This window comes from Nonomuraea sp. AD125B (genome assembly GCF_041402765.1).
Lineage (GTDB): Bacteria > Actinomycetota > Actinomycetes > Streptosporangiales > Streptosporangiaceae > Nonomuraea > Nonomuraea bangladeshensis.
In genome coordinates, this window is record NZ_JBGLOU010000002.1 from 791,635 (window position 1) to 818,335 (window position 26,701).

The 26,701-nt window shown below is 72.0% G+C and carries 28 protein-coding genes; 7 read left to right on the forward strand and 21 right to left on the reverse strand.

Annotated features, from left to right (window positions below; genetic code table 11):
* Window positions 1-212: 212 nt before the first annotated feature.
* Window positions 213-518 (forward strand): antibiotic biosynthesis monooxygenase, encoded by a 306-nt coding sequence (locus tag ACBR40_RS08675; RefSeq protein ID WP_371248228.1) that lies wholly within the window; start codon window positions 213-215, stop codon window positions 516-518.
* Here the strand turns inward: ACBR40_RS08675 and ACBR40_RS08680 are convergent.
* Genes ACBR40_RS08680 through ACBR40_RS08690 form a run of 3 tightly spaced genes read right to left on the reverse strand, consistent with a single transcriptional unit; the run spans window position 508 to window position 2,850 of the window.
* The gene (locus tag ACBR40_RS08680) at window positions 508-1,041 is read right to left on the reverse strand and encodes a MerR family transcriptional regulator (protein WP_371248229.1); all 534 of its coding nucleotides are present in this window, start codon (window positions 1,039-1,041) and stop codon (window positions 508-510) included. The two genes, ACBR40_RS08675 and ACBR40_RS08680, sit on opposite strands and share 11 nt — an antisense overlap.
* Window positions 1,042-1,093: 52 nt before the next feature.
* Window positions 1,094-2,191, reverse strand: coding sequence for a sensor histidine kinase (locus ACBR40_RS08685; RefSeq protein WP_371248231.1), 1,098 nt, complete (start codon window positions 2,189-2,191; stop codon window positions 1,094-1,096).
* Window positions 2,188-2,850: a response regulator transcription factor gene (locus tag ACBR40_RS08690; RefSeq protein ID WP_371248232.1), complete on the reverse strand. Its 663-nt coding sequence runs from the start codon at window positions 2,848-2,850 to the stop codon at window positions 2,188-2,190. Before ACBR40_RS08690 ends, ACBR40_RS08685 begins: the two co-directional genes overlap by 4 nt.
* A gap of 139 nt (window positions 2,851-2,989) precedes the next feature.
* On the opposite strand from ACBR40_RS08690, the gene ACBR40_RS08695 reads away from it, so the two are divergent.
* Genes ACBR40_RS08695 through ACBR40_RS08705 form a run of 3 tightly spaced genes read left to right on the forward strand, consistent with a single transcriptional unit; the run spans window position 2,990 to window position 6,027 of the window.
* Window positions 2,990-4,471, forward strand: coding sequence for a hypothetical protein (locus ACBR40_RS08695; protein WP_371248233.1), 1,482 nt, complete (start codon window positions 2,990-2,992; stop codon window positions 4,469-4,471).
* A 39-nt stretch (window positions 4,472-4,510) separates the two neighbouring features.
* The gene (locus ACBR40_RS08700) at window positions 4,511-5,089 is read left to right on the forward strand and encodes an RNA polymerase sigma factor (RefSeq protein ID WP_371248234.1); all 579 of its coding nucleotides are present in this window, start codon (window positions 4,511-4,513) and stop codon (window positions 5,087-5,089) included.
* The gene (locus tag ACBR40_RS08705; protein WP_371248235.1) at window positions 5,086-6,027 is read left to right on the forward strand and encodes a CU044_5270 family protein; all 942 of its coding nucleotides are present in this window, start codon (window positions 5,086-5,088) and stop codon (window positions 6,025-6,027) included. Before ACBR40_RS08700 ends, ACBR40_RS08705 begins: the two co-directional genes overlap by 4 nt.
* Here ACBR40_RS08705 and ACBR40_RS08710 read toward each other — a convergent pair.
* The 7 genes from ACBR40_RS08710 to ACBR40_RS08740 form a co-directional block, all read right to left on the reverse strand.
* Window positions 6,024-6,674, reverse strand: a complete 651-nt coding sequence (locus tag ACBR40_RS08710; protein ID WP_371248236.1) for a response regulator — start codon at window positions 6,672-6,674, stop codon at window positions 6,024-6,026. The genes ACBR40_RS08705 and ACBR40_RS08710 overlap by 4 nt on opposite strands.
* Window positions 6,675-6,687: 13 nt before the next feature.
* Entirely contained in the window at window positions 6,688-7,740 is a 1,053-nt protein-coding gene (locus tag ACBR40_RS08715) for a sensor histidine kinase (RefSeq protein ID WP_371248237.1), read from the reverse strand.
* Window positions 7,741-7,786: 46 nt separating this feature from the next.
* Window positions 7,787-8,551 (reverse strand): hypothetical protein, encoded by a 765-nt coding sequence (locus tag ACBR40_RS08720; RefSeq protein WP_371248238.1) that lies wholly within the window; start codon window positions 8,549-8,551, stop codon window positions 7,787-7,789.
* A gap of 37 nt (window positions 8,552-8,588) precedes the next feature.
* On the reverse strand, window positions 8,589-9,959 hold the full coding sequence (locus ACBR40_RS08725) for an alpha/beta hydrolase (RefSeq protein ID WP_371248239.1): 1,371 nt from the start codon (window positions 9,957-9,959) through the stop codon (window positions 8,589-8,591).
* Between the two features lie 55 nt (window positions 9,960-10,014).
* Complete coding sequence (locus ACBR40_RS08730) at window positions 10,015-10,431, reverse strand: DUF6069 family protein (RefSeq protein ID WP_371248240.1); 417 nt, start codon at window positions 10,429-10,431, stop codon at window positions 10,015-10,017.
* 27 nt (window positions 10,432-10,458) lie between these two features.
* Window positions 10,459-11,904, reverse strand: coding sequence for an MFS transporter (locus ACBR40_RS08735; protein WP_371248241.1), 1,446 nt, complete (start codon window positions 11,902-11,904; stop codon window positions 10,459-10,461).
* A 166-nt stretch (window positions 11,905-12,070) separates the two neighbouring features.
* Entirely contained in the window at window positions 12,071-12,649 is a 579-nt protein-coding gene (locus ACBR40_RS08740) for a TetR/AcrR family transcriptional regulator (protein WP_344207306.1), read from the reverse strand.
* A 115-nt stretch (window positions 12,650-12,764) separates the two neighbouring features.
* Between ACBR40_RS08740 and ACBR40_RS08745 the strand changes: the two genes are divergently transcribed.
* Window positions 12,765-13,856, forward strand: a complete 1,092-nt coding sequence (locus ACBR40_RS08745; protein ID WP_371248242.1) for a Gfo/Idh/MocA family protein — start codon at window positions 12,765-12,767, stop codon at window positions 13,854-13,856.
* 257 nt (window positions 13,857-14,113) lie between these two features.
* On the opposite strand, the gene ACBR40_RS08750 is transcribed toward ACBR40_RS08745, so the two are convergent.
* The gene (locus ACBR40_RS08750) at window positions 14,114-14,419 is read right to left on the reverse strand and encodes a DUF1330 domain-containing protein (protein WP_371248243.1); all 306 of its coding nucleotides are present in this window, start codon (window positions 14,417-14,419) and stop codon (window positions 14,114-14,116) included.
* Between the two features lie 140 nt (window positions 14,420-14,559).
* On the opposite strand from ACBR40_RS08750, the gene ACBR40_RS08755 reads away from it, so the two are divergent.
* Complete coding sequence (locus ACBR40_RS08755) at window positions 14,560-15,462, forward strand: LysR family transcriptional regulator (RefSeq protein WP_371248244.1); 903 nt, start codon at window positions 14,560-14,562, stop codon at window positions 15,460-15,462.
* 163 nt (window positions 15,463-15,625) lie between these two features.
* Here ACBR40_RS08755 and ACBR40_RS08760 read toward each other — a convergent pair whose 3' ends face one another.
* The 5 genes from ACBR40_RS08760 to ACBR40_RS08780 all read right to left on the reverse strand — a co-directional run bounded on the left by ACBR40_RS08760 (window position 15,626) and on the right by ACBR40_RS08780 (window position 20,652).
* On the reverse strand, window positions 15,626-17,710 hold the full coding sequence (locus tag ACBR40_RS08760; protein WP_371248245.1) for a prolyl oligopeptidase family serine peptidase: 2,085 nt from the start codon (window positions 17,708-17,710) through the stop codon (window positions 15,626-15,628).
* A gap of 98 nt (window positions 17,711-17,808) precedes the next feature.
* Window positions 17,809-18,171, reverse strand: a complete 363-nt coding sequence (locus tag ACBR40_RS08765) for a hypothetical protein (RefSeq protein WP_371248246.1) — start codon at window positions 18,169-18,171, stop codon at window positions 17,809-17,811.
* 91 nt (window positions 18,172-18,262) lie between these two features.
* Entirely contained in the window at window positions 18,263-19,099 is an 837-nt protein-coding gene (locus ACBR40_RS08770) for a hypothetical protein (RefSeq protein WP_371248247.1), read from the reverse strand.
* Window positions 19,099-19,851, reverse strand: coding sequence for a MerR family transcriptional regulator (locus ACBR40_RS08775; protein ID WP_371248248.1), 753 nt, complete (start codon window positions 19,849-19,851; stop codon window positions 19,099-19,101). The genes ACBR40_RS08770 and ACBR40_RS08775 overlap by 1 nt, the downstream gene beginning before the upstream one ends.
* A gap of 33 nt (window positions 19,852-19,884) precedes the next feature.
* Window positions 19,885-20,652 carry a TetR/AcrR family transcriptional regulator gene (locus ACBR40_RS08780; protein ID WP_371248249.1) on the reverse strand — a complete coding sequence of 256 codons (768 nt, stop codon included), beginning with the start codon at window positions 20,650-20,652 and terminating at the stop codon, window positions 19,885-19,887.
* 88 nt (window positions 20,653-20,740) lie between these two features.
* Here ACBR40_RS08780 and ACBR40_RS08785 point away from each other — a divergent pair, with 88 nt between their 5' ends.
* Window positions 20,741-21,601: an SDR family oxidoreductase gene (locus ACBR40_RS08785; protein WP_344207297.1), complete on the forward strand. Its 861-nt coding sequence runs from the start codon at window positions 20,741-20,743 to the stop codon at window positions 21,599-21,601.
* A 37-nt stretch (window positions 21,602-21,638) separates the two neighbouring features.
* On the opposite strand, the gene ACBR40_RS08790 is transcribed toward ACBR40_RS08785, so the two are convergent.
* The 5 genes from ACBR40_RS08790 to ACBR40_RS08810 form a co-directional block, all read right to left on the reverse strand.
* On the reverse strand, window positions 21,639-22,478 hold the full coding sequence (locus ACBR40_RS08790; protein ID WP_344207296.1) for an alpha/beta fold hydrolase: 840 nt from the start codon (window positions 22,476-22,478) through the stop codon (window positions 21,639-21,641).
* Window positions 22,475-23,482, reverse strand: a complete 1,008-nt coding sequence (locus tag ACBR40_RS08795) for a HEAT repeat domain-containing protein (RefSeq protein WP_371248250.1) — start codon at window positions 23,480-23,482, stop codon at window positions 22,475-22,477. Before ACBR40_RS08795 ends, ACBR40_RS08790 begins: the two co-directional genes overlap by 4 nt.
* Before the next feature lie 6 nt (window positions 23,483-23,488).
* Entirely contained in the window at window positions 23,489-23,983 is a 495-nt protein-coding gene (locus ACBR40_RS08800; protein ID WP_371248251.1) for a HEAT repeat domain-containing protein, read from the reverse strand.
* 696 nt (window positions 23,984-24,679) lie between these two features.
* Window positions 24,680-25,534: a hypothetical protein gene (locus tag ACBR40_RS08805; protein ID WP_371248252.1), complete on the reverse strand. Its 855-nt coding sequence runs from the start codon at window positions 25,532-25,534 to the stop codon at window positions 24,680-24,682.
* Between the two features lie 291 nt (window positions 25,535-25,825).
* The gene (locus ACBR40_RS08810) at window positions 25,826-26,680 is read right to left on the reverse strand and encodes a LysR family transcriptional regulator (protein ID WP_371248253.1); all 855 of its coding nucleotides are present in this window, start codon (window positions 26,678-26,680) and stop codon (window positions 25,826-25,828) included.
* Window positions 26,681-26,701 lie beyond the last annotated feature (21 nt).

Below are 26,701 nucleotides of genomic sequence, written 5' to 3' on the forward strand. Positions count from 1 at the left end.
GCCGCACAGTACTATGACTCTGCGAATAAATACTACTAGTTGAGCGAGCCGAACCAGCTGGAGAGCGCTTCTCGCCAGGGAGCAGGGGCAGTTCGATCTCCCACGAGCCGCTGACGCCCGCGTACTACGATCGGGTGCTCCAAGCAGTCTTCGCCGGCATGAGCCCCCGACCCTGAGACGCGGGCGAGAACAAGGAAGGCCAGGTGCACCGCATGATCGCGCGAACATGGCGAGGATGGGCCCCGACAGCGACGGCCGACGACTATCAGCGCCACTACGAGTCCGAGGTGGCCGAGCATCTCCAGCAGGTCACCGGCTTCCGAGGCGCCCGGCTGCTGCGCCACCACGACGATCAGGAAGTGATGTTCACCTCCATCACGTTCTTCGCCGGCATGGAGGACGTGCGCGCGTTCGCCGGGGACGACCCGGAGCAGGCCGTCGTCGAAGACGCGGCCCGCCGCGCCCTGATCCGGTGGGACGAACGCGTCACGCACCACGAGGTCGCGGTCAACCTCTGACGGTGACCGGTTCCTGGAGCTCGGTGACCCACTCGTCGTGGTCGTCAGGGAATTCCAGGTTGATCTCGCGGGGATAGCCGATCGAGCGGTAACCGTGGGCGTCGATCCAGCGGCCCAGGGTCTGGACGGTGGGCAGGACGGCGTCCATCGAGCCGCGGTGCATGACCGTCGCCGCCATCTGCCCCTCGCTCTCGATCGAGCGGAGCCTCGCCTCGACCTGGGCCAGCCGGGCCGCCGCGGCCGTCATCGCCGCCTCCAGCTCGGCACGCCGCAGCCGGAGCATGGCGCGCAGCTCCTCGGTGGTCACCTTCTCGTCCAGGATCAGCTGAACCTGCCGGAGGGTGAAGCCGAGGTCCTTGAGCGCGATGACGCGGTTGAGCCGGGCCAGCTGGGCGGCCGTGTAGTAGCAGTAGCCCGTGGCCGGGTCGACGTGGGCCGGGCGCAGCAGGCCGGTCGCGTCGTAATGACGCAGCATCCGGACCGAGACGCGGCCGTGCCGGGCGAAGTCTCCGATGGCGAACATGATGGCTCCGAGTTGACCGCCTGACACGGTGTGAGGGTCAAGGCGCACTCCTTCAGGGGGCGGCGCTGTCGAATCGTACGGTGATGGACAGACCGCCCTCGGGGCGCGCCTCGGTGACGAGGGTGGCGCGGTGAGCCCGCGTGACGGCGTCGACGATGGCGAGGCCGAGGCCGTAGCCGTCGCGGTCGCCGTGCCGGTCGGGCGCCAGCCGCTGGAAGGGGTGGAAGAGGCGCTGGACCTGGTCCTCGGGGATGACCGGCCCGCTGTTGGCGACCGTCAGGGCCACCTGCGTGCCGACGGTCCGCGTGGTGACCTTCACGTGCCCGCCCGGGTGGTTGTGACGGACGGCGTTGTCGAGGAGGTTGGTGACGAGGCTTTCGATCAGTCCCGGGTCTCCCGCCGTCACGGCGGGCGTCAGGTGCGCGGCGAGGTCGATGCCGTTCTCCGTCGCCTGGTCGCGGCGGGTGGCGAGCGCTTCCTCGACGAGGTGGGCGAGGTCGAGGGTGTCCTGGCGGGTGACGCCGCGCTCGCTCGTGGCCAGGGCGAGCAGCGCTCCGACCAGCCGCTCCTGGTGCCCGCCGAGAGCCAGGGCCTCCTCGCAGGCCGCGCGCAGGGCCTCCGCGTCGGCGTCGGGGTCGGCGAGGGCGACTTCGAGGAGGGTACGCAGACCGGCGAGCGGCGTGCGCAGCTCGTGCGAGGCGTTGGCGACGAAGTGACGCTGGGCGTCGAAGGACGCCTCCAGGCGGGCGAACAGGTCGTCCAGGGTGTGGCCGAGCGCGGTCAGCTCGTCCACGGGCTCGCCGAGGTCCAGGCGCCGGTGCAGGTTGCCCGCCGAGATGACTTCGGCGGTGGCGGTGATGGCGCGCAGCGGCTGCAGGAACTGGCCGGCGACGTACCAGCCGAGGGCCAGCGCGACCGGGATCAGCAGGACCAGGGCGACGGCGGACCCCACGAGGAGCTGGGGCAGGCTGATGCCCGGCCCGGCTGCGGCGGTCGCGCTCGCGGAGGAATGGCCCGCGGGTTTGGTCGCCTGGACGGTGGCGAGCGGGAGGTCGACGACGACGAGGACGAGGACTCCGGCGGCGTAGACGCCCGCCGCGTAGGCGAGGGCGAGCCGCTTCCGCAGGGACCTTCTGGCGAGCCGGGTCATGACGGCCCGATGCGGTAGCCGCCCTCGCGGACGGTCTCGATCACGGGCGGGTCGCCGAGCTTGGCCCGCAGCCGGTGCACGGTGTGCTTGACGGCGCTGCTGAAGGGGTCGGCGGCCTCGTCCCAGACGCGCTCCAGCAGCTCCTCGGCCGAGATGACCAGGCCGGGCACGGCCAGCAGGCATTCGAGCAGGGCGAACTCGCGAGGACTCAGCTCAAGTCGCCGGCCGGCCCGGAACACGGTGCGGCGGGCCGGATCGAGGGTGAGGTCCCCGTGCGCCAGGGTGGGCGGGAGCGGCGGGGTGGCGCGGCGGGCCAGCGCGCGGACGCGGGCGACCAGCTCGGCGAACGCGAACGGCTTGGGCAGGTAGTCGTCGGCGCCGAGGCCGAGCCCGGCGACGCGGTCCTCGACCGTGCCGGAGGCGGTGAGCATCAGCACGCGGCTCTCGCAGCGGTCGTGGGCGAGCCGCCGGCAGATCTCGTCCCCGTGGACGCCGGGCAGGTCGCGGTCGAGGATCACCACGTCGTAGCGGGTGACGGCCAGCCGGTCGAGGGCGGCGCCGCCGTCCAGGACGACGTCCACGGCCATGCCCTCGCGGCGCAGCCCGGTGCCGATCGAGCGGGCGAGGACCTCGAAGTCCTCCACGACGAGGACCCTCACCGCCCGCCGCCGATCCTCGTGCGGGCGGGCCGTCCGGTGGGTGGAGGAGCCATGCGCCCACGATGCCAGACGCCGGGTTCCAGCCGGGTCGCAGCCGGTGCGACCCGGCTGGAACCGGACGCCGCGTACAACCGTCGCCATGAGATCATCCACGGCCGGACAGGACGGCTTCTCCCAGGCGCTGCGCGCGGAGTGGGCCAGGCTCCGCTCCTCGCGCGGCCTGCTGCTCGCGATGGCGGCCTCCGTGCTGGTCACCGTGTCGCTCGGGCTGCTGATCGCCGGGGGCGTCCGCACCACCTGCGTGACCGGCAAGGGCGAAGGCCCCTGTCCCGCGCCGCTGCTGGGACCCGACGGCACGGCGGTCAAGGACAAGTACTACTTCGTGCACCAGCCGCTCAAGGGGAACGGCGGCATCACCGCCCGCGTCTCGGACCTGACCGGGCAGCTGCGGCTGCCGGACGTCGTGCCCGGCGTGCGCAACGTCGCGGAAGGAGTGGTGCCCTGGGCCAAGGCCGGCCTCCTCGTGAGGCAGAGCCTCAAGCAGGGCACACCGTACGCCGCCGTCATGCTCACCGGAGCTCACGGCGTGCGGATGCAGCACAACTACGTCCACGACATCCCCGGCGGTCCTCACAACGGCCCGCAGTGGCTGAGATTGACCAGGTCGGGCGACACGATCAGCGGCTACGAGTCGGACGACGGCAGGACGTGGACCCGGATCGGCACGGTCGAGCTGGCCGGGCTGCCGGAGACGGTCGAGATCGGGCTGTTCGCCACCTCGCCGGGCGTCCTGTGGGACATGGCGAAAGCCTTCGCCCAGGCCACCGCCACCTTCGACCGGATCACGCTGCAGGGCGCGGACGGCTCGTGGCGGCACGACGACGTCGGCGTCGGCCTGGAGTCCGACGGCAGGACCCCGCACCACCCGGGCGGGGTCGTCGAGTCCGGCGGCAAGCTCATCGTGACCGGCGGCGGCGACATCGGGCCCGCCACCGTGGAGGGCGGCATCCGCGCCGACCTCATGCTGATCGGCGGGGCCGTGGGGCTGATCCCGGTGCTCGTGGCGGCGGTGACGTTCTGCGCGGCGGAGCGCCGGGCGCGGCGGCTGGTGGCCCGGGCCGTGGTGCTCGGCGCGGTCGCGTTCGTGGCGGGGCTGGTGACCTCGGGGGTGGTGGTCCCCGCCGGTCTGACGCTGTTGCGCGCCCATCAGAACCCGATCCAGCCGATCACCCTGGCCACCGGGCTCCGGGTGGTCGTCGGCCACGCGGCGCTGACCGCGGCCGCAGCCGTGCTGGCCCTGGGCCTGGCCGCGCTGGTCAGGCGGGGTGCCGTCGCTGCCGGGCTGTCCGTCGCGCTGGTCGTCGTGCCGTACGGGCTGGGGATCGCGGGCCTGGCTCCGTGGCTGCTGGTGGTCACTCCCGCCGCCGGGTTCGCGATCACGCAGAGCGTCCCCACGTTCGCGCACGTGGACGTCGGTCCGTCACTGCTCGGGGGCTACTACCCGCTCTCGCCGTGGGCGGGTTTGGCGGTGACGTGCGGATATGCCGCCTTCGCGCTCGCGGCCGCGATCGCCGCACACGGCAGGAGAGCACGCCGTGAACTCGATTCCCGGCTCAGGTGAAAGACGGGCGACACTACTTCCTTGAAAAGGCTCAACCACATGCCGCTCAGCACGACCCTGTCCGACGCCGAGCTGATCGAACGGTCATGGCGAGATCCCGAGGACTTCGCCCTGCTGTTCGACCGGCACGCCGGACAGATCCACCGATATGTGGCCCGCCGGCTCGGCGACGACGCGGCCGACGACGTCGTCTCCGAGACGTTCCTCGCCGCGTTCCGGCAGCGCCGCGACTACGACACCGCCCGGCTGGAGGCCCTTCCCTGGCTGTACGGCTTCGCGACCAACTTCATCCGCCGCCATCGGCGGGCCGAGACACACCGCTACAAGGCGTACGCGAAAGTGGGCGCGCTCCCCGACGCCGGCGACGCTGCCGAACAAGCCCTTGAGCGGGCGAGCGCGCACGCCGTCCGCCGGCCGCTCGCCCGGGCGCTCGCCTCGCTCAAGAGCCGCGACCGCGACGTCCTCTTACTCGTGGCCTGGGCCGACCTCACCTACGAGGAGGTCGCCGACGCCCTGTCCATCCCGATCGGGACCGTGCGTTCCCGCCTCAACCGCGCGCGGGCCATCGTCCGCGACGTCCTCGGCAGCACCGACCCCACGACGGAGCAGACCTCATGAACGACCGGACCGACCTGGCCGAACTGCGCGACCTGTTCGCCGACCAGCCGCACCCCACGGCGGAGCGCCTGGCTCCCGCCCGTACCGCCCTGCTGGCCGAAGCCCGTACGAAGCGGCGGCCGGTCGGGCTGCGGCGCGTGTCGCTGGCGGGCGGGCTGGTCGCGGCGATGGCCGCGGGAGTGATCGCCGTGCAGACGTTCGGCTCCGCCGCGCCCGCGAGCGCCGCCGAGGTCCTGCGGCTGGCGGCCGAGGCCGCGACCGCCGCTCCGTGGCCGGAGCCCCGCGACGACCAGTACCTCCACTACGAGCGGATCGCGGAGACCCGCAGCGAGAACGGGGTCCCCAATGTCGGCCCGCGCCACGTCACGGGCGAGGTCTGGGAGTCCGTCGACGGCTCCCGCCCCGGACTCCTCTGGCACAAGCCGCCCAAATCCAGGCCGCAGAACCCCGAGTACCAGGAACTCCTGACCCGCTGCCCCGAACGCGGCGCCGGACGGCCCGCCTACGCCGACCTCCGGAAGTGGCCGACCGACCAGGAGCAGCTCCGGCGCAAGCTGGCCGAACACCCGATGACCGCCGGCAAGGACGCCGCGGCCCGGACCTGGAACGCCGTCATCAACCTCCTCGGCAGCCCGGTCCCGCCCGAGCAGCAGGCGGCCATCTTCAAGATCGCCGCGACTCTGCCGGGCATCGAGACGGAGGAGCTCAAGGACGCCACCGGCCGATCGGGCATCGCCGTGACCCGGGTGGACGACCGCGGCCCCGGGGGCGCCCTCTCCCGCGAATCCCTCATCTTCGACAGGAGCTCCTACGTCCTCCTGGGCGGCCAGGAGCTCGTGCCGGGGCACGGGCGCGAAGTCTGGTCCCTCAGCCGCCCTCAGCTCACCGACGTGCTCCCGGCCTGGTCCACGTCCGTGAAGCGGAAAGGCTGCGTCTAGTCGCGCGGAGCGAGGCCGTGCTCGTAGGCGTAGATGACGGCGCGCACCCGTGAGGGCAGCCCGAGTTTGCGCAGGATGCTGGCGACGTGGGTCTTGACCGTGCCCTCCTCGATGGTGAGGGCACGGGCGATCTCCGCGTTGCTGAGCCCCCGGGCCAGTTGGCGGAGCACCTCCAGCTCACGGGTGGTCAGCCGCTGCCGCGCGTCGGCGGCCGACGCGGGCGACAGCCGTGCGAAACGGTGGATCAGCCGGGTGGTGACCTTCGGGTCCACCAGTCCGTGCCCGCCGTGCAGCGCCCGTACGGCCTCCAGCAGCAGCTCGGGGTCGCTGTCCTTCAGCAGGAACCCCGAGGCCCCCGACTGGAGCGCCCCGAACAGGTACTCGTCGGTGTCGAACGTCGTCAGCGCCAGCACCCTCGGCGGCGTCTCCACCTCGGCGAGCTGCCGGATCGCGGCGATCCCGTCGACGTAGGGCATGCGCAGGTCCATCACGACCACGTCGGGCCGCCGCCACAGCGCCAGGTGCACGGCCTCGGCCCCGTCGGCCGCCTCACCGACGACCTCGATGTCGGGCTCGCCGTCCAGCGTCAAGATCAAGGCTTCGCGTACGGCCGGCTGGTCGTCGGCGATCAACACCCGGATGGTCACGCCACTTCCTCCTTCAGAGCTCCGGTGGTGCGTCGATCGGGACGGTGGCCTCGACCAGCCAGCCGTGCCGCGGGCCGGGGCCCGCCGTGAGGGTGCCGCCGTGCCGCTGCGCACGTTCGCGCATGCCTCTGATGCCGCGCCCCTCCGCCCCGGCGCGGGCGTGGCCGTCGTCGGAGATCGAGACCGCCACCGCGGCCCGGCCGCGCCGGACCCGCACCTCCACCTCGGTGGCTCCCGAGTGGCGGGCGGCGTTGGTGAGCGCCTCCTGCACGATGCGGTAGACCGTACGGCTCACGCCGGGCGGCAGCGGGGTGCCGTGGCCCGTCCGGTGGACCGAGATCCGCAGGTGCGGAGTGGAGAGCCGGTGGGCCAGCTCTTCGAGGTCTCCCTGGTCGGGTTCCGCGGAGGTCTCGCGGAGGGTGTCGAGGAGGGCGCGTACCTCTTCCAGCGCGGAGGACGACAGGTCGGCGATGGTGCCGAGCGCCTTGTCGGCGGCGGGCGTCCGGCCGCGCAGGGCCCGGCGGGTGGCCGTGGCCTGGATGCGGATCGCGGTGAGGTGGTGGCCGACGCTGTCGTGCACGTCCCGGGCGAGCCCGGCGCGTTCCTCGGCGAGCGCGCGCCTGGCCTCGGCGTGGTCGAGCCGTGCCGCCTGCGCGGCCCGCTCGGCGTGCAGCCTCAGCATGCGGCCGACCGCCACGGGGGCGACGCCCAGGACGATCAGGTCGGTCAGCGTGGCGGCCCCGATCGACTGGGGCAGCAGCGTCCCGTAGATGACCACCCAGACGACGGAGGCGGCCAGGACCAGCCACGGCCGCCGGGTCCGATGGGCGGCGGCCGCGCAGAACAGGCAGGTGGCGACCAGCCGCCCCGGCCACCCCGGCACGACCATGCCGACCAGCGCCACCCCGGCCGACAGGACGGCGGCGGTGAGGGGCAGCCTGCGCCAGATCAGCACCGGCAGGCAGCCCGCCACGCTCAACCCGGCCACCACCGGCAGCCCAGGAGCCGGAAACCGCTTCTCCAGCAGGGTGACGGCGATGAGGACGATGGCGGCGATGACGACCACCAGGACGTCCAGCCGGGTTCCCTTCGGCAGCCTGCCGACCAGCCGCTCACGAAACGTCCGCAGCGTCGCCTCCCGAGGGTGCCGCCGTCACGAGCTGCGCGAAGTCGTCCCCAGCCGCGAGCCGGTCGATCAGTTTCAGCACCGCGTCACGTCCGCCGTTCGCCTGGACCCAGCGGCTCACCTGGCAGGCGGCCTTCGCGTACGCCTGGGGGTCCCGGCCGGCCATGCCGAACCAGTCCTTCAGTGACTCGGGAAGCGCGCCGCCGGTGTCGACCAGGCACCGGTTCCCGGCCGTCTCCGGCGCGAGATAGCGAGGATCGCCGGAGACGAGCACCGCCAAGCCCTCGTCGAACCACTGCGGCACCTCTTCCTCCTTGCCCCTGAGCCGGACGTGCAGCTCCACATGGGACAGCTCGTGCGAGGCGATCACCGGGTCGGCGCCGCGCGGCGACAGCATCACCGCCCGGTTCAGCACCGCGATCCCCCGCTCGCCGCCGCCGCCGATCCGCCGGTAGCAGGCGTCCGTCAGGCACACCAGGACGCTCGGCGAGCTCTCGCGGCCGCCGTAGAAGGCTCCGACGCGCTGCCGCGCCTGCTCGACGACGCCGGTCACGTGCCGCCGCTGCGCCTCCGACAGGTCCGGTTCGGCGTACACGCCGGGCTGGAGCTCCGCCAGGCCGTAACAGCCGGGGCAGGTGGTGGCCGCCACGGAGGGATAGGCCAACACCACCCCGGCCGCCGCCGCCACGACCAGCGCGGCCAATCCGCCCAGCAGGAGCCTCCCTTTCCTGCGCCGCGCCCATGCCGCCATTTTTCCTCCCGTTCCGGTCAGTCCAAGCTTCCCCTGATCACTCACACGTCGTCCCGGCAGGGGGCAGCCGGCCGCCGACCAGATAGCGGTGTACGTGCTCGCGTACGCACGGGTCGCCGGACAGGTAAAGGGCATGACCTCCGGCGGCCTTCAGGTAGCGGGCGCCGGGCAGCTGGCCGGCCAGCCGGCGGCCGTCGGCGGGCGGGGTGGTGTCGTCGTGCTCGCCGCCCGCGATGAGCACGGGAGGCAGGCCCGGCGCCGCGACAGGGTGGGGCGGGTAGGTCCGGGTCGCCGGCAGGCCCGCGCAGTGGTTGGCCATCGGCCACACCGCGCGCCAGCCGATGTGCGGCGTGTCCCGGCGCAGGGCGGACTCCAGCCTCTTGACCTGGTCGTAGCCGGGGTAGGGCAGGTCCGCGCAGAGGACGACGCGGGACAGGTCGGGGTCCGGAGCCCCCTCCACCTTGGCGAAGTACGAGGCGTCACCGGCCTGCGCGCGGGCCAGCCCAGCGGCCAGGGGCTTCCAGGTGTCGGCGAAGGAGAAGGTGGCGCGGGAGGCGATCTGGGTGTCGCTGATCCGCGCCCCGGGACCGGCCTCGGGGGCGGGGACGGGCTCGCGGCGGGCCCTCGCCATCACCTCGTCCCAGACCGCCACCGGGTCCTTGCCGTGCAGGGCGCAGGTCACGGTGCTCCGGCACCAGGCGGCGAACCGGGCGAAGTTGCCCTCCAGGGCCTTGGCGCGCGGCCGGAGCCAGGCACGCAGGTCGGAAGTGGTGTGGTCGAGGACGCTGTCGAGGTACATGCGGCCGACCCTGCGGGGGAACAGCTCGGCGTAGGCCTGCCCGAGCACCGTGCCGTGCGAGTTGCCGAAGTAGGTGAGCCGGGCCTGGCCGAGTGCCTTTCTGATCGCCTCCATGTCGTGCGCGATCTGCCAGGAGTTGAGGGTGCCCGACAGGACGCCGGCCTCCTCGGCGCAGGCTTGGCCGAAGGTGTGGTTCTTCGCGGCGTACGCGTCGTAGGCCGCCTTGGTGGGGAACACCCACTCGGTGGCGAAGGGCGCGGGGATCGGGCAGTGGATCGCCGTCGAGCCGCCGAACCCCCGCGGGTCGAAGATCACCACGTCGAACCACTCGGTCAGGTCGGCGAACGCCCGCTTGGCCTGCCGGAGCAGCGCGATCTGCTCGCCGGGCCCACCGGTGTTGACCAGCAGCACGCCCTTCTTGCGGGCCTGGTCCCTGGCGGGCAGCTTGGCGAGACCGATCGCGACCTTGGGCCCCGATCGGCGTGCCCAGTCGGCCGGCACCTGGAGCTGCGCGCACTGCAGGCCGTCGCCGCAGTCCTGCCACGACGGCGGCGTGACCGGTGCGACGGCGAGAGCGGCGCCGAGGATGAGCGAGGCAGCGGTGTTCACTCTGGAAGGATGGCGGGGGCCGGGCCGCCCGGGCGTCCCTCTTTCTGCATATCTTTCACGCTCGGTTCCGCCGCGCCCGCAGCATCGGGATCAGTACGGCGGCGACGGCGAGATGCATCAGGGACAGGATGATCTTCGTGCCCAGGGCGGCCTCGACGCCGGCGATCGGCACGAAGGAGATCAGCAGGACCGCGCAGGCGCTCACGCTCCAGATGGTCCTCGCCCGGCGGGTGAAGCGCTCCAGCACCGCGAGCGCACCCCAGCCGAGCAGGGACAGGACCAGCGTCGCCCCGATGACGAGCGGCAGGCCGACGGTCACCGGTGGCTGCCCGTCGCCTGGCTGGTCGACCAGCAGATCGATGTCCAGCAGCCGGGCGGCGAGCCACAGCAGGCCGGTGGCCAGCACCGCGCCGCCGATCGCGAGGGGCCTGGTGGTCGTCGTGACGGATCGGTTCTTCTGAGGGGAGGACATCTGACTTCTTTCGTTAGAAAGGGGCGTTTACCGGGGGTGCGGCTCGAACGCGGCGTCGTCGCGTTCGGCCGCGAGGTCAGGCCCCGCGGAGCGCAGCATGAGGAGACCGACGACGACGGCCGCGGCGAGAAGCCCCGCGCCGACGCCGAAGGCCAGGTGGTAGCCCGCGTTCAGCCCTGGGAGGCCGCCTTGCCCTGCGGCGGTCAGCCGGGCGGTGTGCCCGGAGGCGAGCGAGGCCAGGGCCGCCAGGCCGAGGGCGCCTCCCACCTGCGCTCCCGTACCGGCCAGGCCGGAGGCGAGCCCGGCATCGCCGGGGCGCACGCCCGACATGGCCAGGGTCATCACCGCGGGCATCGCCAGGCCCGCGCCCACGCCGAGCAGCGCCATCGACGGCAGGACGTCCACCGCGTACCGGCCGTCCACCGGGGCACGGGTGAACCACACCAGCGCCGCCGTGAGGAGCGAAAGACCCGCCAGCAGCACGGCACGCGGGCCGAAGCGCGTGATCATCCGGGCGGACAGGCCGAGCGAGACGGCCGCCAGCACCACCGCGACGGGCAGTCCCGCCAGGCTCGTCTCGGCCGCGCCGTACCCGAGGACCCGCTGCATGTACAGGACGGTGAGGAACTGGAATCCGGACATGGCGCCCACCATCAGCACCTGGACCAGATTGGCGCCCGCGAGGTTCGGCGCGCGGAAGACGCGCAGCGGCACCAGCGGGCTCCTGGCCCGGGCCTGGCGCGCGACGAACGCCACGAGCAGGACGACGGACGCCGCGCCGAGGCCGAGCGTGTGCGCCGATCCCCACCCGTGCTCCTCGACCTTGACGATGGCGTAGACGCCGGCCATCAGACCCGCGGTGACCAGGACAGCGCCCGCGACGTCGGCTCCCGCGGCGAGACCCGGCCCGCGGTCGCCGGCCACCAGCCGTACGGCCAGGACCGCCGCCACGACCCCGATGGGCACGTTCACGAAGAAGATCCAGGACCAGCCGGCGACCTGGGTGACAAGCCCGCCGGCCGCGCCGCCGACCGCCCCGCCGGCGGCCGCGACGAACCCGCTCGCGCCGATCGCCTTGGCCAGCTCCCGCGGCTCCTGGAAGATCGTCACGATGATGCCCATCACCACGGCCGAGGCCATCGCCCCGCCCGCCCCCTGCACGAACCGGGCGGCGACCAGCATCTCCTGGCTCACCGCCAGCCCGCACAGCAACGAGGCCACGGTGAAGACGCTCAGGCCGATGACGAACATGCGCTTGCGCCCGATCAGGTCGCCCAGCCGCCCGGACAGCAGCAACAGGCCGCCGAAGGCGACCATGTAGGCGTTGACGACCCAGGCGAGGCCCGCGGCGGAGAATCCGAGGTGGGTCTGGATGGCGGGCAGCGCCACGTACACGATGCTCGAATCGATGATGATCATGAGTTGGACGGCGCTGAGCACGGCGAACGCGCGCCAGCGCGAGCTCTGGGGCATACGTCTCCCGACGGGTGACAGGAAGGAATGCGTACGACCCTAGGGCGATGATCCTGGACGCTGAATGCGTGAAGATCCGTCATTCATACGCGATCGTCGCGGCAGGTGGATGCCGTGATCGCGGTGACCCGTACGGCGGCATGCCTCATGCTCCGACGGGCGGCTCTCAGTCCCAGAGGGCGCGCAGCGCCGCCTCACCGATCTGCCGCAGCTCGTCGTGGCTGCGGCCGGCCGCCGCCTGGACGGCGATGCCGTCCGAGATCGTGTGGACGAGCGCGGCCAGGGTGGCCGGCTCGTAGCGGGAGGGCAGATCGGTGGCCTGCTCCAGCCGCCTGCGCAGCGCCGCCTCGCCGGCTTTGCGCACCGCGATGGCGTCCTGGCGTACGGTGCGGGCGTCGGGCCCGCAGGCGTGCACGCTGTTGACGCACAGGCAGCCGTGGGGCGTGTGCTCGCCCGCGGTCAGGTCCACCGCTCCGCGGATCAGCCGCTCGACGACCTCCCGTCCGGTGGGGGCGTCCAGCGCGGCGGCGGCATAGCCGCCGGGGCCGTCGAGGTAGCGGGCGAGGACCTTGCCGAACAGCTCCTCCTTGTTGCCGAAGGCGGCATAGAGGCTGGGCTTGTTGATGCCCATCGCGGCGGTCAGGTCGGCCAGCGAGGCGCCCTCGTAGCCATGCCGCCAGAACACCTCCAGCGCGCGGTCGAGTGCGGTGTCGGCGTCGAACGAGCGTGGGCGTCCGCCGGGCATGCCGTCCTCCGTGCTCCCCTCAAGTTTTATACCTCTCGGTACGTTACCTCTTGCGGGAGAGCGTCGCGCTGCCCTAATTTCATACCGCAAGGTACATAACTAAGGGGTGACGCACATGATCCGAGTCGGAGTCGTCGGGGCAAGCGGCTGGGCGGACGGCTCCCACCTGCCCGCGCTCGCCGCGCTCGAGGAGTTCGACGTCACCGCGGTCGCGACCACCAACCAGGCCAGCGCGGACCGGGCCGCCGCCGCCCACGGCGTACGGCACGCCTTCGCCGACGCGCGCGAGCTCGCCGCACACCCCGAGGTCGACCTGGTCGTCGTCTCGGTGAAGGCCTCCGGGCACGCCGCCGTGACCAGGGCCGCGCTCGACGCCGGCAAGCACGTCGTGTCCGAGTGGCCGCTGGGCGTGGACGCCGACGAGGCGAGCGAGCTGACCGAGGCGGCGAGCGCCGCGGGCGTCGTCCACGCGGTCGTCCTCCAGGGGCACCACTCGCCGAGCGCCCGCTTCGCCGCCGACCTCCTGGCCGAAGGCCGGATCGGCACGCTCGAATCGGTCACGCTGGTGGCGGAGGGCGCGCCCCTGGGCGGCAGCCGGATCTCGCCGGACCTGGTGTTCGGCCTCGATCCCGCGGAGGCGACCAACGTCCTGACCATCATGGCCGGCCACTTCCTGGCCGCACTCGAACGGGTCACGGGCCCGCTGACCGAGGTCTCCGCACGACTCCCCCGCACGCATGACCGCGTGCTGGTCGCCGGGACGGAGCGGACCGTGCCCAACGCCACCCCCAGCCACGTGCTGCTGCACGGGCTGCTCGCGAGCGGCGCCACCGCCTCCGTCGCCGTGCACGGCGGCAACGGACCCGCCCGCGACGGGTTCCTGCTCAAGCTCGTCGGCAGCGACGGAACCCTGACCGCCGTCCCGGCCCAGCGCGGGACGTTCATCCACTGGGGCGACTGGGACATCAGGATCGGAGACGACATCCTGGCCGTGCCCGACGCCTACCGCACCGTCCCCGCCGGCGTCCGGTCCGGCCCGTCGGCCAACATCGCGGCCCTCTACCAGGAGGTCGCCCGGGCCATCGCCGAAGGCCGGCAGCCACACCCCAGCTTCGAGACCGGCCTGCGCCACCACCTGCTCCTCGCCGCCATCGAACGGTCCGCGGCGATGGAAGCGCCCGCGGAACTGGCCACCCGCCCGGCGTGACGCAGGGCTCGCATCAACGCCGCAGACAGGTGAGGACGGCTGCGACGCGTTCGCGAACGGAGTCGTCGGCACCCGGGGCGAGCTTGGCGAAGATGCGGTTGATGTGTTCGGCGAAGGCGGGGCGCCTCGGCTGTGAGTCCGGTTCCGTTTCCCGGTCAGGCTCCGCCATGTCCGTCGTCCTCGACAGTGACGAGCAGGGTCTCCTGGCGCGTCAAGGCCGCGTGGAGCGTCAACGTGGTGGCTCCACCGCCCGCCGGTCAGTCGATGCCTTCGACGATGCGGAAGTCGCGCTCGAAGCCGTCGGGGAGGGCCACCAGCGCCTTCTGGTATGCCTCGCTCTCGTACGCCGCGACGGCCTGTTCAAAGCTGTCGAACTCGATCAGAACGACGCGTTGCGTGATTCCGGCCTCGTGGGCGACGACTCGACCGCCACGGGACGGGATCCGGGACAGGACGCGCCCGCCCCCAGCCTGGACAGCCTGACCGGCCAGCTTGTCGTAGGCAGTCAGCCTCTCAGGGTCGGAAATGGCGGGGTAGACACTGACCCAGTAGCCCTTAGCCATGGAAATGCCTGTGTTCGGCCGGACACGTCCGACTCAGTTGAATCGTCATATGTGCAGGTTAGGGCTTGCTGTACGGCCGAGGGAAAGACCGGTACGGGATAGACTCAGAACGGATCGTTATCAATCGGCAGGGAGAGCACGTGGCGCCGGACACGGTGAGCCTGCGGTACTTCCTGGTGCTGGCGCAGGAGTTGAACTTCACCCGCGCGGCCGCACGGATCGGTATCGCACAGCCCGCACTCAGCGCCAGGATGCGCCGATTGGAGGCGGAACTCGGTACGGCCCTGCTGGTCCGCAACACGCGTAGCGTCGTCTTGACCCCGGCCGGTGCGGCTCTGGCGGAATCCGCGCCGCCCGCGCTGGCGGCGCTGGACCGGGCATGGGACACCGCCCGGAGCGCGGCGGCCGGTGAACTGGGCACGCTGCGCATCGGATACAGCCTCAGCGCCGGGGCCGAGACGGCACCGGCCCTGGTGGACAGGCTGATTCGCGACAACAGCGGACTCGAGGTCGGCGCGGTCCCGATGGCGACACCGGAGATCTCCCCCGCGGTCGCCGACGGCCGCATCGATGCCGGGATCACCCGCGGCGAACAGCCGGGCCGTGGCGTGCGCCGGTACCTGCTGCGGCGTCAGCGCATCGGGGTCCAGCTGGCGCAGCACCATCCACTGGCCGAACACCCGGAGATCGAGATCGCCGACGCGGCCGCGTATCCGCTGCGACTCCCGGACCGCGCGGCCAACCCCGTGATCCACGATGAGCTGTCCGCACTGTTCCGGGACATCCGACCACACCCCCGATTCCACACGCCCGCAGTCTCTTTCGACATGTCTCAGCGCGACCTGCGCGACGGGGTCACCCTCGCCCCGGCCGGAGAAGCCGCGGTCACGGCATCACCGGCCGGTCTCACCTGGCGACCGCTGCGGGGCGCGCCCAGCCTGACGATCCACCTGGTCCTCCCACGCGAGCAGTCGCCGCTTCACCGCCGCATCCGCGCCGTCGCCAAAACCCTGGCGCACGAGCTGCACTGGCTGCAGGACTGACGCGCAAGAGGACAAACGAGACGGACGCCCGCGATGGCGAGGCCGAAGACCTTGCGCCCGGACGCCGAAATCTCGGGCTGGGCGATCGCCGCCGCGCTGTTCCTGTCGTACGGCTCGGTGTACCGACACCCCGTCTCCGCCGGGATCGACATGTCTGTCGTCATCATGACCCCTCGGACGCGTGCAGGACGAAGGCCAGCACGTCGGCGAGCAGTGCCTGCTCCTGGTCTCTGGTCGAGCCGGCGCCGTGGCCGCCGTGCTCCTCGACGCGCAGCAGCACCGGCCGGCCGGAGGCCGTGCTCGCCTGCAGGCGGGCGGCCAGCTTCGCCGGCTGCCATGGCGGCACCCGCGAGTCGCGCAGGCCGGCGGTCAGCAGCACCGCCGGGTACGGCACGCCGTCCCGGACCCGCAGGTAGGCGTCGATGATCAGCAGGGCGCGCAGGCCCTCCTCGGTGCTGACGCTGCCGAACTTCGGCACGTTGACCGGCCCGCTCTCGCCGAACTCGTTGCGCGTGGCGTTCACCGTCGGCGCCTGGAGTGCCATGGCCGCCCACAGATCGGGGCGGCGCACCAGCGCGCCGCCGGTGGGGATGCCGCCGGCGCTGACGCCCTTGGCGGCCAGCCGCGCCGGGCGGGTGTAGCCGAGGGCGATGAGGTGTTCGGCGCAGTCGATGAAGTCCGTGATGGTGGCCTCCTTGCGCTCGCCGCGCCCGGCCTCGTGCCATTCGCGGCCGTAGGCGCCGCCGCCGCGCAGGTGTGCGACCGCGTAGACGCCGCCGAGCTCGTACCAGGCGAGCATCTCGGGATGGAACTCCGGCAGGTCGATCATCCCGTCGGAGCCGTAGCCGGTGAGCACGGTGGGGTTGTCGCCGTCCAGCTCCAGGTCCTTGTGGTGGATGACCGTGAGCGGGATCGGCGTCCCGTCCCTCGCGGGCACGTGCAGGGTGCGGGCGTGCACGTCGCCGAAGTCCACCGGTGAGCGGGGCGCCAGCCCGGCGGGCTGGAGGGACTGGCCGTCGTAGCGGTAGAGCCGTGGCGCGTCGGTCCAGCCGGCCATCAGCAGCAGGGCTTCGGGCCGCTCGGGGTGGGTGGTCCACTCCAGGATGGCGCCGTCCATCGGCATCGGGAGGTCTGTGAGTTCGCCACCGGACAGGGGCGCGTGCCGTACCCGGCTGACGCCACCGTCGAGATCGCGCACCAGCAGCCGGTCGCCCACCACCCGCACCGTCTCCACCACCCGCTCACTGGCGGGCACGACCACTCGGGCTCGGGACAGGTCTGGTGCGGCAAGCGGAACGGCCAGCACGCGGGAGCGCGGCGCGTCCCGGTGGGAGACCAGGTAGAGGGTGTCGTGGCTGGTGGCGAAGGCGGTCACGCCGTCCGCTGCGCCCGCGACCTTCCGCCACGGGCAGGTGGCAGGGTCGGCCAGTCCGGTGCGCGGCGCCACGTATATCGTGCAGTCGCTCAGCTGCTCGCGGGTCCAGGGCCAGGGACTGAGCGCGCCGTGGGAGACGATCGCCAGCATCCACTCGCCGTGCGGCGGCACCACCAGGAAGGGCCGGTCCCGCGGGGTCAGCTCGACGTGGGGGTTGAGGCCGCGGGCCAGCACCACCGTGTCCTGCGCCGGGTCGGCGCCCAGGTGATGCAGGAAGGAGCGGCTGTCCAGGCGGTGCTGCTCGGCGTAGCGGTGATAGACGAACGACCGGCTGTCCTCCAGCCAGCTCAGGAAGGCGAAACGCGTCGTGGGCGGGATCGTCTCCCGCAGGGCTCCGGAGTCGGCGTCGATCACGTGGATGGCGCTGTCCTCGGACCCGGAGGCGGAGACGGCGCAGGCGACGTGACGGCCGTCGGGGGAAGGCACGTACCAGTCGATGGCGTGGTGTCCGTCGCCGGGCACCGTGCCGGGGTCGAACAGGAGTCTGCTCGCTCCGCCGGCCTCGGTGACCGTCAGCACCGGCACGGGGGCGTCCGGCTCGCGTACGAGGGCGAAGACCTTGTCGGCTGTCAACGCGAGGCCGAAGTACCGCGTGAGCGCGCTGCCCAGCTCGCGGATCCGGGTCAGCAGGGCGGCGCGGTGCGGCAGGGCGTCCAGGTGCTCGCGGGCGTGCCTGGCCTGGCCGTCCAGCCAGTGGTGGAACTCCTCGCCTTCGGTTTCCATCCACCGGTAGGGGTCCTCGAGCGTGATGCCGTGGAGGGTCTCGCGGGCGACGTCCACCCGGGCGATCGGGGGTTCGGTGATGCCGCTCATATGCGCATGATCATATGCTGATGATCCAGTGGCTCATCGGACATGGGATCACCCGTCCCTCCGCCGGCCGGATCGTCTCTCCCCTGCCGACGCCGTGATCAGTACAACCAGATGGCGTTGCGGCGGTGCCGCGCGGGGTGGACTTCGAGGTCGTCGATCGCCTCGACGGCGAGAGGACCGCCGGTTGTGGCGTTGATCCTCCGGCGGATGGCCTCGAGCGTGAGACGCAGGCGTTGGCGTGCCCGGCGCTCCTCGATGTAGGCCCATTCGGACACCGAACGGTCTCGGGGATCCGACCTGGCCCAGGAGTAGACGACGACCTGGCGGCGCAGGGGGATCGGGCGTGGCCGGTGGCCGGTCCGCTGGGCCTGTCGCAGGCATGCGGCACTGTAACGGAGATCAACTATCGTCACCGATCGCCTGAAAGTCGGACGACCGATGTGATGGGCGGTGCGGGACATGAGGCTCCCTCGATAGCACCGCCAGGTATTTCCTGGCGCGCTACTGGAAGCCGCTCGGTCCCGTTGATCGCTGGTGCGTCATGGCCGGACCCTAGCATCGCAGGCGGCGGGACCGCAGGACGGCGAGGGCGGCTGCGGGGTCGTCGGCGAACAGGCGGATCGTACGGACCTCCGCGCGCCTGCCGAGTGGCCGGACGGCCGTGACCGGTTCGGTCAGCTCCAGCACCAGGTTGGTCTGGGACGCCACCGCCACGGCCAGCCGATCACCGTCCACCTTGACCGTGCCGTTCTCGTTGAAGTTGCGGACCTGCCGCACTTGCGCGATCCGCTCCCGCGGGACCCGCAGGTCGAAGAACGCCCCGTAACGGATGCGCACCTCGTCCTCCGAGACGACGTGCGGGCGGGTGACGCACGCCGCGATGACCGCGAGCACGATCAGGACCGCGTACGCGTCGGCGACCAGGACCACGGCGCGCAGGCCGGCGGGCGCGCCGAACGCCCGCAGCAGGACTTCCGCGACGACCAGCTCCACGACCATCGCGCCCAGGAAGATCATCATCGTGAGGGTCTGCGCGCGGGAGTAGGAAACAGCGGTGGCGCCGTCGGGCACGCCGTGGCGGCGGCGGGCCACCCACAGGGCGAGGCTGATCATGCCCTTCAGGTCGAACCCCATGATCCGCCGCACCTGCTCGGGAACCAGCTGCTCGTAGGCGGCACGGCATGCCCTCCAGCGGTCCGCGCCGCCCCGGCGCGCCGCGGCGTACAGCCGGTACGCGGTCACCGCCTCCAGCACGAGCATCGCGACGACGACCACCTCGGCCACCGCGACCACGGGCAGCGGCAGCGACACGCCGGACACGAGCAGAACCGCGAACACCAGCTCCACGGGGACCACGGCGTACAACGCGGCACGCGCGACCTTCACCATCACCCTCGCTCCTTCAGCTGTGTCACGAGCAGCCGGAAGACCTCGCCCTGGGCGGCGGGCACTTCCCGCAGCAGCTCCTCCAGCCACTGGCCGTTGCCGGCGTCGTCGAGGCTCGCGAGCATCACCGAGACCATCTCGTCGGGAAGGTGGTCCGCGAGGTCACGCGCGACCACGGCGACGCGCGGATCACCGGGGTCGGCGTCGGCGAGCTCGTCCAGCCGGGCGATGAGGGCATTTCCCCGCGCGTACGCCTCGGGCTCGGTGAGGGGACGCAACAGATCGGCGAACTCGGCCCGGTCCGCCGGATCGCCCACGGTGGCGACCAGGGTCAGCAGCTCGCGGTCGAACTCGGCGAACGCCGAACCTCCCGTGGGAAGGCCGCGCAGCACCTCGGCCATGTCGGGCGACACCGTCGAGTCGGGGTGCAGGTCCGCCTCCGCCAGCAGCGCCGCCAGCCGGGCCCTTCTGGCGGCAATGGCTGCCTGCTGCCGGGCCAGGTCGGCGTCCAGCTCCAGAAGCAGCTCCCGCAGCTCCCGGCCCTGGTCGTCGGCCAGGACGTCGCGGACCTCGTCGAGAGACAGGCCGAGTTCGGCCAGCCGCCGTACGCGGGCGAGCGCCACCGCGTCGCGCAGCCGGTACTCGCGGTAGCCGTTGGCCAGCCGTTCGGGCTCGGGGAGGAGCCCCAGGTGGTGGTAGTGGCGTACGGTCCGGGTGGACACCCCGACCATCGCCGCGAGCTCGCTGATCCTCATGCGGTCATTAGAAACGTTGACGCTACGTCATGGTCAAGCGCCGTGATCTTCTCGGCGGTACGCCTGATCACGCGGCGCGCCACCGTCCGCCGCCAGGCGGGTGAGCCACTCGCGCAGCAGGTGCTGCTCGGCCTCGCTCAGGACGCCGGCCTCGCCGGCCTCGTCGGGCAGGGCGGCGCGCAGCGCGCGGGCCGCCGCGGCGGGGCCCGTCTCCTCGGCGGGGACCATCGGTTCGGCGCGGGTGATGGCGGCGACCATGGCCTCGCGCAGAACGGTCAGCAGCGCCGGATCGCGGCGTTCCGGCGGGGTGGAGTGCCAGGCGATGACCGCGCCCCGGCCGGTGGCCTGGATGATCTGGGCGGCCAGCTCCTCGCCGACCCGCAGCCACCCCGCGGCCGCCAGCCGGCGCACCCGGCCGTGGAGGATCTCCAGGCCCGCGCGGTGTGCCATGTCCGCCCCCCGGCCGGTGGCCCTGTTCATCACCGCGAACAGCTCGGGGCGGGAGATCCCGAACTCCACCACCGTGTCCCAGCCGCGGCGCAGGTCCTCCACCGCGTCCTGCGGTTCGGGGTCGAGCAGCGCGCGCTTGCTCTCCAGGAACTGGGCGTAGCCGTGCTCGGCGACGGCCTCCAGAAGCCCTTCCTTGTCGCCGAAGAGCCGGTAGATCGCCGGGGGCTGCATGCCGGCCGCGGCGGCGACCGCGCGGGTGCTCACCGCGTCGGGGCCGCCGCTCTCCAGCAGCGCGACGGCCGCCTCGACGATGCGGCGGCGGGGGCTGTCGGTGGTGTCGCGGGTAGCCATGAACCAACGATACCGGGGATTTGGTTCCACTGATATTTCAGTGTTAACGTGAAAGTGATTCCACTGGAAACAGCGTGGGGAGAACCCTGTGATCATCGTGACCGGAGCCACCGGAAAGCTCGGCCGCCGCACTGTCGAACGCCTCCTGGAGCGCGTGCCCGCCGACCGCGTCGGCGTCAGCGTCCGCGATCCCCGCAAGGCCCAGGACCTCGCCGACCGCGGCGTCCGGGTCCGGCAGGGCAGCTTCGACGACCCCGCCTCGCTCGTGCGCGCCTTCGAAGGCGCCGAGCAGGTGCTCCTCGTCTCCCTCGACCGCGTCGGCGAGGAGTGCGTCACCGGCCACCGCAACGCCATCGACGCCGCCGTCAAGGCCGGTGTCGGCCGCATCCTCTACACCAGCCAGATGGGCGCCGCCCACGACTCCCGCTTCCAGGCGTGCCGCGACCACGCCCTGACCGAGGACCTGCTGCACGCCACCGGCCTGCCCTGGACCGCGCTGCGCAACGGCTTCTACGCGGCCAGCGCCCTGCACTTCCTGGAGCCCGCCCGCCACACCGGCGACATCGCCCTCCCCGCCGACGGCCCCGTCGCCTGGACCGGCCACGACGACCTCGCCGAAGCCACCGCCGCGATCCTCGCCGAGGAGGGCCGCTTCGAGGGGCCCACCCCGCCGCTCACCGGCCCGGCGGCGCTCGACTTCGACGCCGTCGCCGAGCTCGCCTCCCAGGCCACCGGACGGCCCTTCACCCGTACCGTCGTCTCCGACGACGCCTTCCACGAGCAGTTCCTGGCGCACGGCGCCCCGGCCCCGATCGCCGACCTGATGCTGAGCATCTTCGCGGCGGCAAGGAACGGCGAGTTCACCGCCGTCGACCCGACACTCGCCGGGCTGATCGGACGGGAGCCCGCCACCTTCGGCGCCCTGCTGGAGCGCGCCTGGGCCGAATGACACCTGGCGGCGACCGGCGCCCGGAGGTGAGAGCCCCTCAGGCCCGCAGGAACGTGGCGATCGGCTCAGCCTGGCCGAAGACAGCGTGCCCCACCTCGGGCAGCAAACGTACGGTCGCGTGCGGGACGCACTCATGTACCCGCCGCGCCGTTTGTTGGGAGTCGAACATCGCGTCACGGCCGCCGACGATGACGAGGACGTCCATGGTGAGAGCGCGCAACGCCTCGTCGGAGAACACCGGAAGTCTCTCCCTGCGCGGGTTGAAGTGCGTGAACGTCAGGACGACGGCGTCGAGCGCCTGCCGGTCCCTGTCCCCGTCCAGTCCGGCGACCGCCATCGCCGACTCGCGCAGTCCGCCACGCCGGAACAGGCGGGTCAGCAGGGCCTTGAACATCCAGCCGACCTTCTGCCGTCCCACGCCCCCTGGGCACATCAACGCCAGCCGGGCCACCCGTTCTGGACGGCGGATGGCGTAGTCCAGGGCCGTCCAGCCGCCGAGAGAAATGCCGACGAACGCCGCGTCGGTGATCCCGAGCCCTTCCAGCACGTCGTCCAGCCAGAGCGCCACGGCGTCGGAGTCCAGGGCGGGGCGCGAGGGCGCGCTCAGACCCGGCTCGCCGACGAGGTCGACGGCGTAGGTGCGAAAGCCCTGCGACCAGGTGGGGACATCTCCTCGCCACATCGACGCGTTCGCCCCCGAACCGTGCAGCAGCACCAGGGGCGGCGCGTCGGGCGGGCCGCAAACGAGGACGAAGGTCTCGCCCTGACGGGTGGGCACCCGTAGCCGCTCGGCGGGAACCGGCCACGCCTCCAGCGCCTGCCGGTAGTGCTCGAGGAGTTCACGTTCCCCGGCTTCGGACTTGTAGATGCCGGTCATGACACCCCCTCGCGGATCCCGAGGATGTACGCCGCGGTGAGCGCGACGGCACGGTCTTCGTCATGTGACAGGTCCGCGAGGGCTCGCGACGCCGTGGTGCCAGGGATGTCGGCGAACGCCTGGGTCAGCCTCCGGCGGGCCGGCGGTTCTACGGTGTCATGGGCGAGGCGATCGACGAGCATGGCAGCGATCCGATCCGCCGCCGCGGGACCACTCGCCAGCGCGCTCAGGGCATCGGCCGCATCGACGTCGTTCGTCCCCTCGACGATCATGTCGACGAGCGTCGGTACGGCTTCGGCCACGCCACGGGCCCCCAGAGCCAGAGCCGCGTACCTGCGGACCACGACGTCGGGGCTCGTGAGGGCTTCGCGCAGCAGCGCGGTCGCCGTACCGTCCGGGATCTCGGCGATGGACTGGACGGCCCGCTTGCGCACCTCGGCCACCGGCGAGCCGAGACCCTCCGCGAGCAGCGCCAACCCGTCGTCGCCCGCTTGCGCCAGCGCCCATCGGAGGGCGCCGGCGACGTTCGGGTCCGTCTCGTTCAGCACCGCCTCGACCAGCGCTTCCACCGGCGCCGGACCCTCCTCGACGGAGGACAGGGCCGCGCGCTGGCGCCTGCCGGCGCTCTTCGAGCCCAGCGCTTGCAGGAGCGCGACGGTCTGGAGCACGTCCTGCCAGTCCGTAGGTTCGGCAGCGCCGATCCGGCGCAGTCGCGTGAGCAGCTGCGTCTCGGCGGCGATGCGTTCTCGCGTCTGGCGGATGAGGTCGCCGACGAGTTCCGCGGGCCTGAAGTCAGGATCATCGAGCGCGCGCCCGACTTCGCGCAGCGACAGCCCCAGCGAGCGCAGGCTCTCGATGTGGAAGATCCGCTCGATGTCCTCGCTGGAGTACTCGCGATAGCCGCCGTCGCTGCGACCCGTCGGCCGTACCAGGCCGAGCGAGTCGTAGTGCCGGAGCATGCGGGCGCTGACCCCCGACCGGCGCGCCACCTCACCGATCAACACGGCCCGTCATTCCCCCTCGCCGGTGCCTCCGAGTGCCACCACACGCTTGGCCTCCTCGATCGCGTACGCCATCCCGGCATCCGGGTCGCGCAACAGCTTCTCCGTGGCGATCGCGTGCGCGCGTACCCGTGGGTCGGGGTCCGTCATGGCGGCGCGCAGCGTCGGCTCGATCACCTCACCGAGCGCGACCAGCGCCCTGCTGAGGCTCAGCCACATCTCACGCCCGCCCCGCCCGAGCTGCGTCGACAGCACCGCGACCAGCTCGGGCACTTCATCGTCGGGCACGAGCACGACCGCCGTCCGCCAAGCGCTCCGCGCCACCTCGTCGTCGCTGTCGCACAGCAGCGCCCGTGTGATCGCCGGCCACGCGCGCCGGTCCCCGATCTTGGAGAGCGTGTGCAACGCCTGGCTTCGTGCCTGCGCGTGCTCCGAGCGGACTTCTTCGACCAGCGCCGGGACCGTCATCGACGCCGGGTGGCGTGTGAGCGCCCACGTCAGCATGTCACGCACCGGGAACGCGGGCTCGACCGCGCAGCGTTCGATGAGCTTGTCGATGAAACGCGGGTCAGGGCTCGTGCCGAGCGCCAGCGCCGCCCGCAGCCGTACTGACGAGTCGCCGGCCTCCAGCCCCCGCAAAGCCGGGAACGCATCCGTGTCCTGTTTCGCCATGGCCATCGGGACCACCTCCTTGACGCCAGTGAAGACCTTGTCACAGTGTCAAGGTCAAGCGAGACACCGCTGAGCGGCTAGGGCGGAAAGCGGACCAGACCTGGCGCCTACGAAGCGGCGGGGGATCTGGGCCGGGCCATTCCCCTGTACGAGGCGACGCTGGCCGACTGCGAGCGGGTGCTGAGCACCGACCACCCTACGACTCGCACTAGCAAGGCGTGCTCTTCAGATAACGATCGTTGAATGAAGTCAACCTCCGCTTTCACTTCACGATGAGGGGTACTTCCCCGCCTCGGGAATACCCGCCTCCGCCCTCCAACGCCACCGTGAGTGGCCGCAGTAGCCGCCTCAAGGCGCTGGCCGGCACGCCCGGGGGCTCTGGCTCGCCAAGCAGGTCGGCCAGCCACTGGCGCAGGTGCGGGCGCAGTTGGAAGCTGGGCGGGCATTACGGGATGTCGCCCTCGACGATCTGGCCACCGGCCTGGACTCGACGGCCAGCATCCGCTCCCCGGGCCGCTTGAAGTTCCTCTACTGCGCCAAGGCTTCCAGGTCCCAGATGTTGATTCTGCCGTCCCGGCCCGCGCTCAGGGCGATGTGGCGCCCCTTGAGGATGGCGGTCCGAACTGTGTCGACTCTCCCCTTGTGGCCGATCAGCGGATCGCCGAGCTGCGTGCCGGTCGTCAAGTCCCAGAGGCGCACCGTCGCGTCGGCGCCCCCGCTCACCGCCAGGGCACGCTCGCCGATCACCGCCGTATCCATGGCTTCGACGGCGTCCTCGTGGCCAGTCAGCGGATCGCGGATGGGGTCATCCCCGTGCTCGTCGGTCAGGCCCCACACATGGATCTCGTCCTCAACACCCGCCACCAGGATTGGGTCACCCGTCAGCCTCGTCAATGAGACGGCCAGCACACGTTTCTCGTCGGTGTCGAACATCCTCACTTCCTCGCCCGCTGTCAGATCCCACACAGCCACTCCTTCGTCCATCCCGCCCGCCGCCGCCAGCGAGGAGCCAAGGCCGTGTGAGGCCGTGAGGCAGGCGATGCGGCCGACCTCGTTGACCAGCTCCAGCGGCGCCTCCGCGGACGGCCCCCACACCAAGATCTCCTCCGCGTACTGCGTCGCGGTCACGAACAACGGCGGCCCCTCACCCCGCACCTCGGTGATGGCCGCAAGGTAGGGATCGTCGAAACGTGCGCCCCGGATCAGTTCGCCGCTGTCCAAATCCCAGAAGGCAAACCCCTGTTCATCGCCTCCCGCCGCCAGGACCACCCTGCCTCCGGACATGACCGCGGCTACCGCATGGATGTCGTTGTCAGCATGGGGATACTGGGCGGTCAGCGGGTCCCCCGCGCAGGCGAAGGCCAGCGGCCGCTCCTGCCACACGTCTCGCAGAGGATCCCATGTCCACACTCCTCCATACCTCGAGTTGGCGCAGACCACGAGCGGCCCAGCCGCGGTCTCGACCAACGTGAAGTCCATGATCCGGGACGAGGAGGGCACTTCACTGCTCAACATGGCTAACGGCGCACGCATCTCGCGAAGCTACCATCCAAGATCTTCTTGTACATGCGTCTTCTACCAGGCAGTGAACAGAGCGGAGTAAATCCGGCGCGATCACGCGATCGTGTGTGTTTCGCCGGTCGGGCTTCCGGTGACCCGCTTATGTCAACCGTTTCAGAACGATCGCACGGCGCGTAGCTCCCGTACCAGGTGGTCGCGCACGCGGCCCACGGCCGGCCGGGTGCGCGCGCCGGAGCGGACCGCGAGGTAGCCGGTGTTGATCGGCGGCTCCTCCGGCTCAGCGAGCGTCACGAGCGTGCCCGCCTCCAGGTCCCGCCGGCACAGGTACGCGGGCAGCACCGACACGCCCATCCCCGCCCGTACGGCGCTCAGCACGCCCCGCAGGTCGGGCATGACGACCTGCGCCGCCATCGACGGGCGGCGGCCGAAGACGCTGCGCCAGTAGCGGCGCACGATGGGCAGGTCCTCGGCATAGGCGACCAGCGGCTCCGCCGGCCCGGCGCCGGGCGCGGCGACCAGCAGGAACTCCTCGTCGTACACCGGGTCGGACTGCACGCCGCGCAGCCGGGGTCTGATCGTGGACAGCACGAGGTCCAGCCGCCCGGCCGCCAATCCGGCCAGCAGGTCGTCCGACAGGCCCAGGGTGACGCGCAGCCGCAGCCCGTCCCGGACGAGCGGGGCCAGCATCGGCATGACCACCTCGCTCAGGAATTCGGCGGGCCCGCCCAGGTGCACGGCCTCGTCCGAGGGCAGCTCCGAGGCCACCACCTCGTCCAGCGCGTCGAGGCCCGGCGCGACCCGGCGGGCCAGCTCGTCTGCGGCGGGCGTGGGTGCGACCCCGCGCGCCAGCCGGTCGAACAGCGGCCGATCCAGCGTCGCCTCCAGCGTCTTGACCTGCGCGGTCACCGCCGGCTGCGACAGGCCGAGCGTCTGGGCGGCGGCGGTTATGGAGCCGGTCCTGTAGACGGCGAGGAAGGTGCGCAGCAGGTCGAGCGATAGTGGCGGCATATCACTATTCTGATGGCTTGG

Bases quoted from the DNA above. Each gene is read 5' to 3' on its own strand.
- ACBR40_RS08675 (WP_371248228.1), top strand. From the start codon at position 213: ATGATCGCGCGAACATGGCGAGGATGGGCCCCGACAGCGACGGCCGAC.
- ACBR40_RS08680 (WP_371248229.1), bottom strand. From the start codon at position 1,041: ATGTTCGCCATCGGAGACTTCGCCCGGCACGGCCGCGTCTCGGTCCGG.
- ACBR40_RS08685 (WP_371248231.1), bottom strand. From the start codon at position 2,191: ATGACCCGGCTCGCCAGAAGGTCCCTGCGGAAGCGGCTCGCCCTCGCC.
- ACBR40_RS08695 (WP_371248233.1), top strand. From the start codon at position 2,990: ATGAGATCATCCACGGCCGGACAGGACGGCTTCTCCCAGGCGCTGCGC.
- ACBR40_RS08700 (WP_371248234.1), top strand. From the start codon at position 4,511: ATGCCGCTCAGCACGACCCTGTCCGACGCCGAGCTGATCGAACGGTCA.
- ACBR40_RS08705 (WP_371248235.1), top strand. From the start codon at position 5,086: ATGAACGACCGGACCGACCTGGCCGAACTGCGCGACCTGTTCGCCGAC.
- ACBR40_RS08720 (WP_371248238.1), bottom strand. From the start codon at position 8,551: ATGGCGGCATGGGCGCGGCGCAGGAAAGGGAGGCTCCTGCTGGGCGGA.
- ACBR40_RS08730 (WP_371248240.1), bottom strand. From the start codon at position 10,431: ATGTCCTCCCCTCAGAAGAACCGATCCGTCACGACGACCACCAGGCCC.
- ACBR40_RS08735 (WP_371248241.1), bottom strand. From the start codon at position 11,904: ATGCCCCAGAGCTCGCGCTGGCGCGCGTTCGCCGTGCTCAGCGCCGTC.
- ACBR40_RS08740 (WP_344207306.1), bottom strand. From the start codon at position 12,649: ATGCCCGGCGGACGCCCACGCTCGTTCGACGCCGACACCGCACTCGAC.
- ACBR40_RS08745 (WP_371248242.1), top strand. From the start codon at position 12,765: ATGATCCGAGTCGGAGTCGTCGGGGCAAGCGGCTGGGCGGACGGCTCC.
- ACBR40_RS08750 (WP_371248243.1), bottom strand. From the start codon at position 14,419: ATGGCTAAGGGCTACTGGGTCAGTGTCTACCCCGCCATTTCCGACCCT.
- ACBR40_RS08760 (WP_371248245.1), bottom strand. From the start codon at position 17,710: ATGAGCGGCATCACCGAACCCCCGATCGCCCGGGTGGACGTCGCCCGC.
- ACBR40_RS08765 (WP_371248246.1), bottom strand. From the start codon at position 18,171: ATGTCCCGCACCGCCCATCACATCGGTCGTCCGACTTTCAGGCGATCG.
- ACBR40_RS08770 (WP_371248247.1), bottom strand. From the start codon at position 19,099: ATGGTGAAGGTCGCGCGTGCCGCGTTGTACGCCGTGGTCCCCGTGGAG.
- ACBR40_RS08775 (WP_371248248.1), bottom strand. From the start codon at position 19,851: ATGAGGATCAGCGAGCTCGCGGCGATGGTCGGGGTGTCCACCCGGACC.
- ACBR40_RS08780 (WP_371248249.1), bottom strand. From the start codon at position 20,652: ATGGCTACCCGCGACACCACCGACAGCCCCCGCCGCCGCATCGTCGAG.
- ACBR40_RS08790 (WP_344207296.1), bottom strand. From the start codon at position 22,478: ATGACCGGCATCTACAAGTCCGAAGCCGGGGAACGTGAACTCCTCGAG.
- ACBR40_RS08800 (WP_371248251.1), bottom strand. From the start codon at position 23,983: ATGCTGACGTGGGCGCTCACACGCCACCCGGCGTCGATGACGGTCCCG.
- ACBR40_RS08810 (WP_371248253.1), bottom strand. From the start codon at position 26,680: ATGCCGCCACTATCGCTCGACCTGCTGCGCACCTTCCTCGCCGTCTAC.